Below are 15,659 nucleotides of genomic sequence, written 5' to 3'. Positions count from 1 at the left end.
CTGGCACCAATAAAGGCGCCAAAGGGCAAGCTCAACCAGAGCAGCCCCGCAAAGCTGCCCGAACCGCTAAAAACCCCCGAGTTAACAATCGCGCTCCCAGTGCCAAAGAGGCCTGAACCGGTAAACAGAGTCAGCATAACCACAGCGCCAAAGGAAGCACCTGAGCTAATGCCAAAAAGGTAAGGATCCGCAAGGGGGTTGCGGGTCACGGTTTGTAGCACACTGCCCGCCAAGGAAAGCCCTGCCCCCGCCACAAAGGCGAGTAAAATCCGTGGCAATCTTAACTCCATCACAATGCGCTCAGTCATGCTGCTGGTGCTCACTTCGCCGTCACTGACAAAAAAGTGATTGAATTTATTGATAAACACATGCAGCACATCTAAAAAGCTAATATTAGCCGCCCCAAAGCTCGCTGCGGCTATGGGGGTGAGCAGGGCAAAGCCCGTTAAGCCTAAGATGAGCCATTGCTGACGCGTAAGTGGCGTCAAAATATGGTTTAAAAAATTCATGGTCACCAGTTTGAGTGTGTCTATCATGGCGTTGGCTCAACGCTATGCTTGTGCAAGGCCGCGCTTGGCGCGCCTGGATTGTGACAGGCGCAGGCCACAAGAGGTAACGCTTGAGCCGAAACTGCGTGGGAGTCACTCGCCGCGTCCGCTGCATCGCAATTAGGCTTTTGATAACCGTAAAAGTAATTAATCAAGGGGTTACCATGCTGTGGATGGGGCATGACTTGGGCGCAAACCCCAAACACTTGGGCGATACGTTCTTCGGTTAAGACCTCAGTCGGCGTGCCCATGGCACTCACCTGCCCCTTGTCCAGCAGCAGTAAGCTATCACACAGGGCGCTGGCCAAGTTGAGATCATGAATCGAGGTAACCACGCTGATCCCAAGGCTTCGCACTAGCTCTAAAATTTGAATTTGATAGCGGATATCGAGGTGATTGGTCGGCTCATCTAAAATCAATAACTGCGGCTGCTGCACTATGGCGCGGGCGATCAGGGCGCGCTGCTTCTCACCGCCCGATAATCGATCGTATTGCTGATGCACTTTATGGCTCAGGCCGACCTTTTCCAGCGCCTTGGCAATCTTGTCACTGTCTTCGCTGGAATGGCTATCAAACATGCCCTTATGGGGCGTGAGTCCCATGGCGACCAATTGCTCTGTGGTCATATCGAAATATTGCGGCGTATCCTGCTGCACCACAGCCACTTTACAGGCAAACGCCTTGGGCGACAGCTCGCTAATATCCTGCGAAAACAGGCTGATATGCCCTTTAGCTGGGCGAATAAAACGGTATAAACAGCGCAGCAAACTAGATTTACCCGCGCCATTAGGGCCAATCAGCCCGAGCATTTCACCCTGCGGCAGGGTAAAGCTTATCTCCGAGAGAATAGTTTTTCCCTCGATAGCCCAACTCAATTGGCTGACCTTAAGTGCCGTATTGGCTAAGTCCGCAGCGGGTGCTATTGGCGCAAGACTCGATGTGGAATGTTTCACTAACTGCGACTCCCACACGAATATTGATCTATGCTATCTGTGCCCAGTGCCACTTGGGCCGATAGGGCGAAACTGATTAATGTCATCTTCTGCTCCCTCGAGTTACCCGCTCGAGAACTAAGGCTGCACGCAGCGAAAACAGAAATAGGCAGGTATCCTGACTCGTAGGAAAGAAGTGAACCTCTTCGACTACTCACAGTTGCGGGTACAGTTCGGGCTACTGACGGGCAGCTCCCCGATTCCCTATTATGTTTGGGTTATCAGGTGCGATAACGGCTGCTGCCTTAAAGCAATAGCACTCAATCTCACAAAATTCCCAACACCTATTTCTGCGACCTTTGAGTTTAACGTGCGGAGTGCGCTATCTGGCTCAAACGTCAGGGAAAAGCATTATCCTATATCTTGCTCATTAGGCAATGCTGTTTAAATCAGAAAATTTTCATCATACCGATGAATAATACTTTCAAGCTACTCACAGTGGCCCGAGGGCCAGTCTAAACGCCAGTATCTTTTACCTTGCTCATCCTCGAGGACATTAATCGTCACCACCGCCGCCACGGGTAAGGCGAGCTGACTGTAAAAACCTAAGGTTTTCACCGCCCCTAGCGCCCTTGACATCACGTGGCGAATAACTCCGCCGTGGGTCACGACCCAGATATTGGCCGCGGGTGCATTGGCATTAAACTCGCCGTGGGCCTGTTCATCATCCATCGCCAGCAGGGCAAACTCTTTATCGAGGATTTGTGCTATAGCGCCATCGATACGGGCTTCGAAGTTTGCCATGGCTTCACCATTGGGCGGCGTCACCTCCCAGGGATTCTGCCAATAGGCCGCCATCCGTTCGCCATCGTGTTGATATAAGTCATCGAGCAGGCAACCATCCCAATCGCCAAAGGCTATTTCCTGTAACTCCTCCAGCAGGTTGACCTTCAGCGGCAAAGGCGCGGGCGCATCTAAACTCCTGCCCACGGACGCACTCGAATGCAGCTCAGCCGCAAAGGCCTTGGCAAACTCGGCGCAGCGCCTTGAGGTCGAGCTATAAATACCGTGGCACACAGTCGCCTGCGCCTCCACCGCCGCCGACATTTGCCGCCAGCCCTTGTCGCTCAGTGGCACATCCACTCGACCACGCAAAATCGCCCCGCCCTCGCATTCTCCATGGCGTAACAGTAATAACCTGAGCTGCTTCATCTAATCTTTCCTTTTAGCGTTTTTATCTGCCTTATCTCGCCTATGCTATACCAACTTTAGCCTTGCCCTGACAATCCGATGTCGCGTATTATGGACGTCTATACGTATAAATGTCCAAAACATAACGAACGACATTCAATAATAAAATGCAATTTGTCACCCGATTGCGTACTTTGGACTCAACTTAGCTGTAGTAAAGGTAATCATTTTATGGCGATATCTCTCCATCGAGCCAGCCAAACACTGGCAGACATTCGCAACCAGTTGTCAAAGCGCATTCTGATTTTAGACGGCGCTATGGGCACTATGATCCAAGGCTACAAGCTGGAAGAAGCCGATTACCGTGGCGAGCGTTTCAAGGATTGGCATACCGACGTTAAGGGCAATAACGATCTTTTAGTGCTCACGCAGCCACACATCATCAAACAAATTCACATCGACTACCTATTAGCCGGTGCCGATATTATTGAAACCAACACCTTCAACGCCACCACTATCGCCATGGCCGACTACGACATGCAGTCACTGTCCGCCGAAATTAACCGTGAAGGCGCGCGCCTCGCCCGTGAGGCCTGTGATGAAATCGAAAAAGCCACGGGGAAACCACGTTATGTCGCCGGTGTGTTAGGGCCCACTAACCGTACCTGCTCTATCAGTCCCGATGTTAACGATCCTGGTTTTCGCAATATCCATTTCGATGAGTTAGTGACCGCTTACTGCGAATCGACCCGCGCCTTAATTGAGGGCGGCGCCGATATCATTATGGTCGAGACCATCTTCGATACCTTAAACGCTAAGGCCGCCTTATTTGCCATAGAAACAGTGTTCGATGAACTCTTTGGGGCAAATTCGCCCGCGCGTTTACCGGTTATGATCTCAGGCACCATTACCGATGCCTCAGGCCGAACCCTTACCGGACAAACCACCGAAGCCTTTTATAACTCCCTTCGCCATATCAAGCCCTTATCCATCGGCCTTAACTGCGCCCTCGGCCCTAAAGAGCTGCGCCCCTACGTTGAAGAACTGTCGCGCATCGCCGAATGTTATGTCTCGGCGCACCCTAACGCGGGCCTGCCAAACGAGTTTGGCGGTTACGATGAAACCCCAGAGGATATGGCGAGCGTTATTCAAGAATGGGCCCGCGAAGGCATGCTCAACATTATTGGCGGCTGCTGTGGTAGCACGCCCGAGCATATTAAGGTCATTCGCGAAGCCGTGGAGCACTTTGCACCACGGGTACTACCCGAGATCCCCGTCGCCTGCCGTCTCTCTGGTTTGGAACCGCTCACTATCGACGCCCAAACCCTGTTTGTGAACGTGGGCGAGCGTACCAACGTCACAGGCTCGGCCAAGTTTTTAAAACTGATCAAAGAAGGTAAGTTCGAGCAGGCGCTCGATGTTGCCCGTGAACAAGTAGAAAGCGGCGCGCAGATCATCGACATCAACATGGACGAAGGCATGCTCGATGGCGTGGAGGTGATGCATAAGTTCTTAAATCTTATCGCCTCTGAGCCGGATATCAGCCGCGTACCGATTATGATCGACTCCTCAAAGTGGGAGGTGATTGAAGCTGGCCTCAAATGTATTCAAGGCAAGGGAATCGTCAACTCTATCTCCTTGAAGGAAGGCGAAGAGAAGTTTATCGAGCAGGCAACCCTAGTGAAACGCTACGGCGCCGCGGCGATTATTATGGCGTTCGACGAGCAAGGTCAGGCCGACACTAAGGCGCGCAAAGTCGAGATCTGTACCCGCGCCTACCGCGTGCTAGTCGATAAGGTCGGCTTTCCGCCCGAAGACATTATCTTCGACCCGAATATCTTCGCCATTGCCACTGGTATCGATGAGCACGATAACTATGCCGTCGATTTTATTGATGCCATTAAAGAGATTAAGGCCACCCTGCCCCACGCGATGATTTCCGGTGGGGTGTCGAACGTGTCGTTCTCCTTCCGCGGTAACAATCCAGTGCGTGAGGCGATTCACGCGGTGTTCCTGTACCACGCGATTAAAGTCGGCATGGACATGGGTATCGTTAACGCGGGCCAGTTAGCGATTTACGATGATATCGACCCCGAGCTAAAGGATAAGGTCGAGAACGTAGTACTTAACCTGCCCTGCCCAGTTGAAGACTCAAACAACACCGAGCAATTGCTTGAGATTGCAGAAAAATTCCGTGGCGATGGCTCAAGTAGCGCGAAAAAAGAAGACTTAGAATGGCGCTCATGGCCGGTTAATCAACGTCTCGCCCATGCGCTGGTCAAAGGCATCACCGAATTTATCGACGAAGATACCGAAGCGGCGCGCCAACTTGCCTCACGTCCTTTGGATGTAATCGAAGGCCCGCTGATGGACGGTATGAATATCGTCGGCGACCTGTTTGGCTCGGGCAAAATGTTCCTGCCACAGGTAGTGAAGTCGGCGCGGGTGATGAAAAAGGCCGTGGCCTACCTCAACCCCTTTATCGAGCAAGAGAAGGTCGAAGGCCAATCTAACGGCAGAATTTTGATGGTCACGGTGAAGGGCGATGTGCACGATATCGGCAAGAATATTGTCGGCGTGGTGCTCGCCTGTAACGGCTTTGAGGTATTCGATTTAGGCGTGATGGTGTCGGTGGAGCGCATTCTCGAGGCCGTGAAAGAGCACAATATCGACATTATCGGCATGTCTGGGCTTATCACCCCAAGCCTCGATGAGATGGTGCACAATGTGAAAACCTTCCACCGTGAAGGCCTCACCATTCCAGCGATTATCGGCGGCGCCACCTGCTCGAAAATCCATACCGCAGTGAAGATTGCCCCCCATTATCCCCATGGCGCGATTTACATTGCCGACGCCTCGCGCGCCGTGCCTATGGTCAGCAAGCTAGTCAGCAATGAAACTCGCCAAGCGACGATCGATGAGACCTACGCCGAATACGAAGAGATGCGCATTAAGCGTTTATCGCAAACCAAGCGTAAGGAAATCGTCTCGCTGGAAGCTGCCCGCGAAAACCGCTGCCAGCACGACTGGGCAAACTACACCCCGTTCAAACCTAATGTGCTGGGTCGCCAAGTATTTGAAGACTATCCATTAACCGATTTAGTCGACCGTATCGACTGGACGCCCTTCTTCCGCGCATGGGAGCTGCACGGCCATTACCCCGAGATCTTAACCGACAAAGTGGTGGGCGTTGAGGCGCAAAAGCTGTTCGCCGATGGTCAGGCGATGCTTAAAAAAATCATCGAAGAAAAATGGCTCACCGCCAAGGGCGTGATTGGGCTGTTCCCCGCCAATACCGTCGGCTTCGATGATATTGAGCTCTATACCGACGAGACTCGCACCGAAGTCGAAATGACCACCCATCACCTGCGGATGCAGCTTGAGCGTGTGGGTAACGATAACTTCTGTCTGGCCGACTTTGTGGCGCCCAAAGACAGCGGCGTTGCCGATTATATGGGCGGCTTTGCGGTGACCGCTGGCCATGGTATCGACGAGCATATTGCCCGCTTTGAGGCCAATCACGATGACTACAACGCCATTATGCTCAAGTGTTTAGCCGACCGTTTAGCCGAAGCCTTTGCCGAACGGATGCACGAGCGCGTGCGTAAGGAGTTCTGGGGTTATGCCGCCGATGAGCAGCTCGATAACGAAGCCTTAATTCGTGAGAAATACAAAGGGATCCGCCCTGCACCGGGTTACCCAGCTTGCCCGGATCACACCGAAAAAGGCCTGTTGTGGGAACTGTTAAAGCCGAATGAAACCATCGACTTAAACATTACCGAAAGCTACGCCATGTTCCCCACCGCAGCGGTATCGGGCTGGTACTTCGCCCATCCAAAATCCCGCTACTTCGGCGTGACCAATATCGGCCGCGATCAGGTGGAGGATTACGCTAAACGTAAGGGGATGACAGTCGCTGAGACGGAGAAGTGGTTAGCACCAGTGTTGGATTATGACCCTGAATAATCAGGATCGGACTTACGCTAACGCGGTTTGAAAAGCTGATTCAAACTTCGTTTGAATAAAGCGTTAAAGTCGTGGGGTGAAGCCCCACGACTTTGATTTACATCGGGATAAAAATAAGCGATGTAAAGTTCGCAGGGTATCCGTGTTGGGATTCACACAATCTGTTTATTCGCCCTGCGATAACAGCGTGGAGATGGGTGCAGGTCTTAAGCTGTAAAGTTAACTTCTCTTATTAACAGATTCATACCTATCCCTTCTTTTTTGACAAAGTCACTGAATACATCAGGATTCCAGTAAAGACAATAATTTCTCGGCGAGCCAATCGTAATAAGAGTCCCCACCATGGAAGTAATCCCGGCTGCCGTCTGCATAAACCAAAGTTGAAGCGTAATGTATTGGATCGCTTATCTCTTGATTAAAAATGCGTGCCGCATGAAAGAACTCAACCCCCATCTGCTGCCACACATATTCCATGGCATCCATGTAGGCCATTACTAAGGGTGCCATCTCCTTGGACTCTTCAAAGTACTGCCAGAATGGGGGGTCCGAAATCACCATTACCCTGTGCCCCTGTTCTTTAAGACGAAATACTATGGTCATTTGATCCCGCATATTGGCATCAAAGAACTCCACATAGTCCTCAATATCTATCTGATTCAACCGTTCCGAACGCTCAGAACTCATCCATTGTATAAACCCGGATACTGTCTGATGGGTTTGTAGTCCAATATTAGTCAATACCCAGGACTCCGACTGACGTTGAACCTTACATAAGCTGTCGAGGTTGTTAACTATGGGTTGCCATAGGCGGCGGGATTCTACACTTTCCAGTGGCACCATGACGTCCGCATCCGTGGTCAACATAAATTTATGCTGAGCGAAACCAGAACCATTCATCACCATACCACCACAGAAGGACTGTCCAAGGCGCGCAAAGGACTTGGCCAACTTGCCAAAATGGCTATCACCTATCAGTGTCAACGGTGTGCCCAGATCACTTGATGTGCCCTTCTTGATGGCATCCAACATTTCATCATCGCAGGCCGCTTCAATGTGGCTTGCTTCTGGTGTTTGCTTACCATTTAGCGACGCGGCCCAATGCCGCATCACATAGCCAACGCCTTTCTCAGATACTGTGCGTCGGTTGTCCAGATAGCGAAAATCTTCCGGCAAGGGGGTGGTGATAAGTTCAAACGAGGGAAAATAGCTGACATCATTCCGCCCTTGGCAGAATGCCCCCGCAACAGCACGCAGGACCGACTTGGAATAGCCGTTTGCCACCAGTATGTGGTTATCGGTGGCAGTGGCCGTCAAAGGTACGGGAGATACAGTCAACACAAAACGTATATCGGGATTTACGGACTTGATTTGCTTGAATAGCTCGCTGAGATCGGAAAATATTTCCTGATAATTAAATACTTTAAGTTGGTATTTTTCAGGATCATACTCACCAAATTTCACCCCAGGGCAACTTGGATAACATATATCGTTACCATCGGCCCAGGCTTCAATCAGCCCAAGAGTAAAAATAAAACATTCACTTTGCGCCAACTGAGCTCGGGTTTCCTCCATCACCAGCTTTCTGAACGCCAATAACTCATCCCGTGACTGATAGCCTGCTTCTGCAGCTCTTGGTAACAACAAGTCATAGTAACGGCAGGATTCCACCTCAAAGTGCACACTGTGCTCTGATAGTTCATCGTCGGAACAAACAAACCACTGCAGCAAAGAGCGGGGGGTGTAGATATTGCCAAAGGCAAAACTTGAAACTTCATCCCGGTTTAACAGGCTCCTATTGTAGCAATAACCATTTTGCATCAACCAGTTACCTATATGTTGAGCAAAACAGGATCCCGCCGATGAAATCCGATGATGACGTTCAATATCGAATTTGGGAGTAAGCATGTTAAAGGTATCAAACCCTGTACGAATGTTGGCAACAGCCGTTCGCCAGAAAATCTCATCACGAGAAGAGTCATAGGGTAATACAAGCGCCATGGTCTAAACCACCTTTGTCAGAGTTAAGCCATTCCATAAATTACGCCTAATGCCGAAAGTTTGGCATTGGAACAGTGCTAATTTACTTAGGCAAAAATCAAGCCAAAAACTGAAAATTGCAACTAGGTTAACTTCGTTAGCAATTTAGTCATCTTTAACGATCAAAGAACTAAGTATTATTAGTTCAACCTGAACTCTATTGCGCCAATATCGATGACTTTCATGCCATTGTTGTCACAGTCTGAGAGTCTTGCAACACCATAAAGATCGACAATAACCTTCAACGAGGCACAGGCATCAATTACTGGTGGGTTACTAAAAGGAAATTCATTACTATCGAGCAAAGGATTGGAAAAAGAGCATTCACTTAATCGCCACCACTTTAATTTTATAAATTAGATAGTTAAGCAATTTCTGGTTTCTTTCTCACCAAGACTAACAAACAGGAGTCCCCCAGCGAAGTTGCTGAAGGGTGTTGAAGACTCTTTATTAAATAGATAGAACGTGAGCGAGGCATGGATGCAAGTTAGCTTTCAGACTCTTTGTTGAATGAATAAGGGTGCCCATCAGAAACATTAGTGATGTTCGAATAAGCACAAAGTCACTAACCATTGCATGTAACTTCGCTAGGGGCGTCTTGGAGCATCCAACGGCCGTTTTGAGCGCGAAATAAGGATATCGAGCTGTCAGTTTAACATGGACGTTTTTGATAGGACGAGCAGTCCTCCTTGGTCGACTCTCGATTAAAAATCAGGGGGTGAAGCCCACGACTTTGATTCATCTCGGCCGACAGGCCGCAATTAACAGATAACAGCAATAATATTGCTAATTCGCACCACTAAGCGAACCATCAATATTATTGGGTGTGGGGTGAAGCCCACGACTTTAAACATACCTCGGTCGATAGACCGCAAATAAAAAGTATCTCAATTGCCGTTCGGCCCCCCCTAACCTTGTAGATATTTACCAAAAAAATCCAAGGTTCTTGTCCATGCAAGCTCGGCGGTTGGCTCATCATATCGGCCGGTGGAATCATTATGAAAACCATGATTCACATTGGGATAGAGGTAGGCAATATACTCGGCCTTGTTAGCCTTTAATTGGGTTTCGTACTCGGCCCAGGTGTCGTTAATCCGTTGATCTAAAGCGGCAAATTGCAACATCAACGGGCCTTTGACCCGACTGCGTAGCTCTGTGGCCGCGGGGGTGCCATAAAAAGGCACGCCAGCCGTTAGCTCATCGGGAATGCTGGCGGCGAGCATATTGACTATATAGCCGCCAAAGCAGAAACCGACGGCGCCGAGTTTGCCATTACTCTGGGGGTGGGCCTTTAAAAAGTGGGCGGCGGCGATAAAGTCCTGCTCGATTTTGGCCCGGTCTAAACTGCTTTGCATCGCGCGGCCGGCATCATCATTACCGGGATAGCCACCGAGGGAATAGAGTGCATCGGGGGCAAAGGCGATATAGCCCTTGGCTGCTAAGCGGCGGGCGACATCTTCGATATAGGGATTAAGGCCACGGTTTTCATGCACCACTAACACTACGGCGGCTTTTTTGGTGGTATCCAAAGTCTTAGGATCGCCCGCCTCTTTGCCAGGAATTAGCATAGAAGTTGGCATCACTAAATAACCTCGCCCTTCGCCATAGCCCTCGGGGGAGGGAAACTTCACATAACTGGCTTGAATACTGGGATCGTTAAAGGAGACTTGCTCGGCTAAGGCGTAGTTGGGCATGAGTGCGCCGGTGAGCGTGGTCATGGTAAATCCCAGTGCCACTCAGCCTGCGAGGCGCGCCATAAACTCACGGCGATCGATAATGCCGTGGGCATATTCATCGTACCAATCGAAGGCTTCCTGCGGGATAGGGTGGGAGGCGGGCGTTGCACTGTCGGATTTGTGTTGTGGGCTCATCGTTCTTTCTCCATTGAACACGCTACCACAGGGTTATCTTCCCTAGCTTGTGAGTTATCTAGCGGCATTAACAAGAGTAAAGGATGAGGCCTTATCAGGGCAATCGGCTTTCTCACCTTAGGCTCATATTCATCATGCAAACTTACGACTGATCTTGCGCCCAGATTGGTGTGAGCTTTTTATTCCTAGAGACTTTTTTGTGTATAATGTCGCCAAATCTTAGCTTAATAGATTTACATTTCAATAACATAAGTTGTCAATGGAGTTCAGATGGCTATAAGGATATGCAGGGTAATTTGTACCACTCTCACGCTCACTCTGGGGTTAACGGCTTGCGATAATCTAGCTTCCGACAAGTTGACTGGCATCCCCAGCGCACGTGAATATCAGGTGATTTCCACCCTCAGCATTAATGATGGTATTGAAACCCAAAAGAGCATGCAGGGACGTGTGCTGCTGAATTACCAATTGCAGGACGCTAAGGGCAAAGTGAGCAACTTAACCACGCCCTTAACCAATAATGCACAGTTTTTCGTGCAGCCGAGCCTAATGCAATTAAGCGATCGCGGCCTGCCTATCCCAATCAGTAATATCGATCCCAAAAATAGCGCCAGGGAACTCACCTCCATCATTAAAGCGGGCTTTGATCTGGAGCTGAAAAATGGTGATAACAATCGCCTCACCCCAGTCACCAAGATAGAAGAGCAGGATATCGCCGAACTATTTAACCGTTGGGCGAATCTTAAATCCTTGTTTGAACAATCTCCTACCTTGCCAGTGGTGCTCGAGCCACGAGTGGGTTATAGCGTCAGCGCCCCCATGGATGAACGCTTAACCTGGACGGTTGAGCAAGTGAGCGAAGATAAGTTATTCGCCGTACTACAAGGGGAGAAAGATAGCTTTAAAGCCTATGGCAAGTTCGAACTTAACCGTAAGACTGGTTGGTTAGAGAGCATGGCGCTGTTTAAACAGGATAAGCATCGCGGTAAAACCTTCACCCAACGTATCGTTATGGCGCCTAAGGATCGCCCCTATGTGATGAGCATTCTTTGGCATGCCGATGACAACTACGATGCCGAGCGGGATATAGACGATCTGCACAAAGAGCTGTACCCCATAAGCAATGCCCAGCGGGAATATAAGCCTAACGACAAGGCATTTATCCAATCCTTATTACCTGATCAGCAAGGGATTATTGATAATATCGGCGACTGGGGCAGCGATTCCCCCGAAGAGATACAACTGCGCTTTGTGCATGCCATGAGCCCACAATATGTGGTCGCAGATATGCGTTATGAGGATATCACCGCCTTTGATGAGAGCGGGAAAGCGTTAGATCTCAACTTCTGGCAACACAGCACCGGCTCGGCAATTAATTTCAGCCGCAATATAGAGTCTTCGGCCGATATCATAGCCACGGGTTGGGATAACACCGCCGCTAAGCTCAGTCAGATCAGCTATATCAAGGCCAAGCTCACCCTAATCCCCGAGGCGAATAACGTCATCGATAAATCCTGGGATGAATTACTGGCTAAGCCCTATACCTTTGGCGATGCCAGCCTGTGGATTCAGCCCCTCGATGCGGATACCAAACTCTTTAAAGTGGTGATTAAGCAGAGCAAAACCCACAACATTAACCTTGGTATTCAGCAGTTAACAGGCAAAATGGCCGAGGCGCGTCCCGAAGGGGATTACCCCGAGTGGCTTACCGTCTCCGATAAGGAGCTGCTGGAGCAACTAATCGGTGTTGATGAAAGCACTCACCTGATGGCCCGCGCCCTGCTGCTGAAGTTAGACGAGATCCCAAAAACCGTGCTGTTGGTGGAGAGTCAGCCACAAGCCGAACTCACCCAAACCAAGAATATCCGTTTTGTGCCTTATACCGAGTACAACCAAAATCTCGCTAATCCCCAGAGTGAGTTTGGCAATGCCAGCATGGATAACTTCATCTATGGGGAGCTTGCGTCGCCAAAGGCTGAAATCGGCACAGTTAAAGATATTAAACCTGCGACTGAAAATGGTCACAACTTATATATCCCCATGTCAGCCGCGTTAGCAACTGCCTGCAAACCCGAAATAGAACAAGGCTTTAACGAAGGAAAACAGACGGTGACTTGGCAGTTTGTGCCCAAAGGGCCAGAAGGCGCGGCTTACCATTTGATGACGCCCGATCGCGTGCGCCAGTACTTCTACGATAAGCGCATTCAAGGCACCATTCATTGCAAAGGGGATATCAGTTGGCAACCTCTAGCACAGTCAGTGACTGAGCGCCCTTGGTTAATCGATTTGCAATCTTGGCTAACCGACACAGATTATGGCAAGGAGCCGAGTAAAGATCTGCCCAACTACTTTAGGGTCGAGGATGCCCAAGGCAAACCATTAACCATTCGCCTACCCGAAGCAAGCGAGCTTAGGATTAACGAGGTACTCGTCGATGGCCGCTATTTAAGTGTCACGGGCGCCGCCGCTAAGGTGAGCTATATGATGATTTCCAAAGACCCCGTCGACATCCCCTATGAATTCACCTTTAAACCTTTGCCTTAAGGAGCGGTTATGCGTCCATTTACTGTAAAACTGCTCCTTGGAACACTCACCCTTATCAGTACCCATGCCAATGCGGAAAAGGTATTTCTCGATGCCAATTGGAATGTCATCAAAGATGAAAAACAGGCTCTGTACTATTTTGAGCAACCCGTTGATCTAACAGATGGATACTATAAGGTCGAGGTTTATTACAAAGAAAAGAATATGCTTTTCTGCTCAACGGCCATCGCCGATAAAAAGATCGGTAAGGCGCTCACCAGTGAACAATTTCGCGGGCCTTATCAGTGTAATTTCGACGATGGTAAGCCCTATGAACAGGGTGCTCGTAACGCGCAAGGTCAGCTGGATGGCGTAATCAAAAAGTACATTGCCACAGGCCAGTTATCTACTGAGTCGCACTATGAAAATGGTGTGAAGCAAGGCCCAGAAACCGGTTATTGGAATGGCGGTAATATCCGCTACAAAACCACCTTTAAAGAGGGTCAGCAAGTCGGCATCAGCGAAAATTTTAGCCCAGAAGGTGAAGTCACCGCCAAAATCTGCCATGACCCCACCTGTGTCAGCCAATATTTTAATCTAGGCAAACTCAACCGAGAGGAGCATAAGGTTGATGGCCTACTGCAAGGCACTGAGACCACTTGGGGGCTGAATGGCCAAGTCATCTCCACCCAAGAGTGGTTTAAGGATAAAAAACACGGCGACTACTTTAGCTATTTTGACAATGGCAAGGTAGAGCGCCACTTTCAATATCAACAGAATTATAAGGTCGGTGAGCAGCTCACTTATTTTGAAAATGGCCAGCTCAAATTAAAGGAAGTCACCAACGATAAGGGCGACGTCATCCAGGCTATCGAATACGATGACAAGGGTCAGATTAAAAAGACCATCGACAGCAAATACCAAGGTAATCGCTGGGTGTATAGTAAGCAGCAGCGCTATCGCGATGGTCAATTGATTGAGACTCAAGAAGAAGACAAACTCAAAAACTGGTCGCTTTCCGAAACCTTCAAAAAAGGCTTGTTAATCGAGCGCCAAGAGCGACTCAATAAGCAACTGAATGGCTTACAGATCAAATCCTTCGACTACAACGATGTCATCACCCTCACCCGCGAATATTATCAGGCGGGTAAGCGTGAAGGCGCCTATGAGACAGTGAAAATAGAGCCATCCACAGGCAAAAGTCAGCTGGTAGAGCAAGGCCAGTATGCCAAGGATAAACAAGCAGGCACTTGGAAGAAATTTCAAGATGACGCCACCCTCACCTATAGCCACGATGATAATGGTGAGCTCCACGGTGAATACCACAATGAGACTAATTCAGGGCAGTTGCTTGAATCCATGCACTTTAAACATGGCAAACCCGATGGTTTAGTCCAGCGTTACGCCAGTAATGGCCAAGTGTATGAAAAAGGCGAATACCTTAATGACCTGCGCCAAGGCGATTGGATATTCACCGATAACGAATTCCAATATCGCCCTAGGCCGAATCCTGAAAGACGCTCTTGGCATGGTCGCTTCGACAAGGGTAAGCAAGTCGGCCACTGGGAACTGCGTACCCCCGAGGATTATGTGCTCGAAATCGCCAACTATGACGACCAAGGTAACTTGCATGGTAAGCAATACCAGTTTGAGAATAATGGCTCGATACAGGTGATTAATCATTACAATCACGGCCAGTTTTTAAATCAGGAAATACCGCCGCCCGTCTTACCCGTTGAAGATAGTGTGTTTCCTTTTTATTAACTCAAGCCTGTGGCGTTAAGCTGTTTAGCTTAACGCCAATCGCGTACACTAACTCGCTGTGCACTCGGCCAAAGTGCACAGCATTAACGTATTATAAACGTTAGGATTCTTATACTGGCCGCCATTGTGCGGCCCTAAGACCCAGAGCAAAGGATCAGCATGTACAACACGCCATTTCGCCTTATTAGCCTCGCCATTGCCGCAACTAGCCTAGTCGGCGTCCATGCACAGGCGGCGCAAAACCTCTCCTCCATGATGGTCGAAATTCGCCAGCAGGACGGCATTCCCAGCTATTACAATCTCGCCACGGGCATGCCCTTAAATGGTGATATTGCCATTGTCCGCGATAACCAAGGTTATACCTTAGGGCAATTTTCACAGGGGATACCGAATGGGAAATGGCAGGTTTTTCATAGTAATAACAGCAGAATTGTCGAAGGTAACTATCAACTGGGTTACCCAGATGGCACCTGGCGACTGTTCGACTTAGATGGCGCCCTAACCGAGGAGCAGCAATTTGCCAAAGGAGTTCCGGTTGGCGAATGGAAGGAATTTAGCGCCACGGGCAATGTTAGCCAAAGCACCCTCTATCAAAATGGCCAAAAGTCCCAGGTAAAACGTTTCTTCCCGAGCGGAAAATTACAGGCGCAAGAGAGCTACCTCGATAACCTTCGCCACGGTAAATGGGAAAGCTTTTATGAGAATGGCACCCTCTCCCAAAGACAAACCTACGCCAATAACCAACTCTCTGGCCCCTATCTCGAGCAAAATGCCGAGGGCCAAGTCGTCGTTAATGGCCGCTTCGATGCCGACGGCCGCCGCCAAGG

General features: G+C 49.6%; 8 protein-coding genes, 1 pseudogene and 1 riboswitch. Of the genes and pseudogenes, 4 read left to right on the top strand and 5 right to left on the bottom strand.

Features of this window, described 5'->3' with window-relative positions; genetic code table 11:
* The 3 genes from ACK5NH_RS16105 to ACK5NH_RS16095 all read right to left on the bottom strand — a co-directional run.
* The coding region (locus ACK5NH_RS16105) for an iron chelate uptake ABC transporter family permease subunit (protein WP_416921711.1) at positions 1–536 on the bottom strand (536 nt) is incomplete at its 3' end.
* Positions 533–1,501: an ABC transporter ATP-binding protein gene (locus ACK5NH_RS16100; protein ID WP_416921709.1), complete on the bottom strand. Its 969-nt coding sequence runs from the start codon at positions 1,499–1,501 to the stop codon at positions 533–535. The genes ACK5NH_RS16105 and ACK5NH_RS16100, both read right to left, overlap by 4 nt.
* A 129-nt stretch (positions 1,502–1,630) precedes the next feature.
* Positions 1,631–1,797, bottom strand: a riboswitch (cobalamin riboswitch).
* 172 nt (positions 1,798–1,969) lie between these two features.
* Positions 1,970–2,692 carry a histidine phosphatase family protein gene (locus tag ACK5NH_RS16095; protein ID WP_416921707.1) on the bottom strand — a complete coding sequence of 241 codons (723 nt, stop codon included), beginning with the start codon at positions 2,690–2,692 and terminating at the stop codon, positions 1,970–1,972.
* Positions 2,693–2,902: 210 nt separating this feature from the next.
* Here ACK5NH_RS16095 and metH point away from each other — a divergent pair, with 210 nt between their 5' ends.
* Positions 2,903–6,637 (top strand): methionine synthase, encoded by a 3,735-nt coding sequence (gene metH / locus ACK5NH_RS16090; protein WP_416921705.1) that lies wholly within the window; start codon positions 2,903–2,905, stop codon positions 6,635–6,637.
* A 282-nt stretch (positions 6,638–6,919) separates the two neighbouring features.
* Here metH and ACK5NH_RS16085 read toward each other — a convergent pair whose 3' ends face one another.
* Entirely contained in the window at positions 6,920–8,635 is a 1,716-nt protein-coding gene (locus ACK5NH_RS16085; RefSeq protein ID WP_416921703.1) for a GSCFA domain-containing protein, read from the bottom strand.
* 947 nt (positions 8,636–9,582) lie between these two features.
* Positions 9,583–10,545, bottom strand: a pseudogene (locus ACK5NH_RS16080) (dienelactone hydrolase family protein).
* 270 nt (positions 10,546–10,815) lie between these two features.
* Between ACK5NH_RS16080 and ACK5NH_RS16075 the strand changes: the two are divergent.
* The 3 genes from ACK5NH_RS16075 to ACK5NH_RS16065 form a co-directional block, all read left to right on the top strand.
* Positions 10,816–13,089 carry a hypothetical protein gene (locus ACK5NH_RS16075; RefSeq protein WP_416921702.1) on the top strand — a complete coding sequence of 758 codons (2,274 nt, stop codon included), beginning with the start codon at positions 10,816–10,818 and terminating at the stop codon, positions 13,087–13,089.
* A gap of 9 nt (positions 13,090–13,098) precedes the next feature.
* On the top strand, positions 13,099–14,832 hold the full coding sequence (locus ACK5NH_RS16070; protein WP_416921700.1) for a toxin-antitoxin system YwqK family antitoxin: 1,734 nt from the start codon (positions 13,099–13,101) through the stop codon (positions 14,830–14,832).
* Positions 14,833–14,991: 159 nt separating this feature from the next.
* Positions 14,992–15,659: toxin-antitoxin system YwqK family antitoxin (locus tag ACK5NH_RS16065; RefSeq protein WP_416921698.1), on the top strand; the 668-nt coding region annotated here is incomplete at its 3' end.

Source organism: Shewanella sp. (assembly GCF_047975355.1).
Lineage (GTDB): Bacteria > Pseudomonadota > Gammaproteobacteria > Enterobacterales > Shewanellaceae > Shewanella.
Note: the sequence above shows the minus strand (reverse complement) of the source record. Positions and strands in the feature narration are given on the sequence as shown.

What these genes read in the sequence shown, in the direction of transcription:
- ACK5NH_RS16095 (WP_416921707.1), bottom strand. Translation starts at nt 2,692, where the DNA reads ATGAAGCAGCTCAGGTTATTACTGTTACGCCATGGAGAATGCGAGGGC.
- metH (WP_416921705.1), top strand. Translation starts at nt 2,903, where the DNA reads ATGGCGATATCTCTCCATCGAGCCAGCCAAACACTGGCAGACATTCGC.
- ACK5NH_RS16085 (WP_416921703.1), bottom strand. Translation starts at nt 8,635, where the DNA reads ATGGCGCTTGTATTACCCTATGACTCTTCTCGTGATGAGATTTTCTGG.
- ACK5NH_RS16075 (WP_416921702.1), top strand. Translation starts at nt 10,816, where the DNA reads ATGGCTATAAGGATATGCAGGGTAATTTGTACCACTCTCACGCTCACT.
- ACK5NH_RS16070 (WP_416921700.1), top strand. Translation starts at nt 13,099, where the DNA reads ATGCGTCCATTTACTGTAAAACTGCTCCTTGGAACACTCACCCTTATC.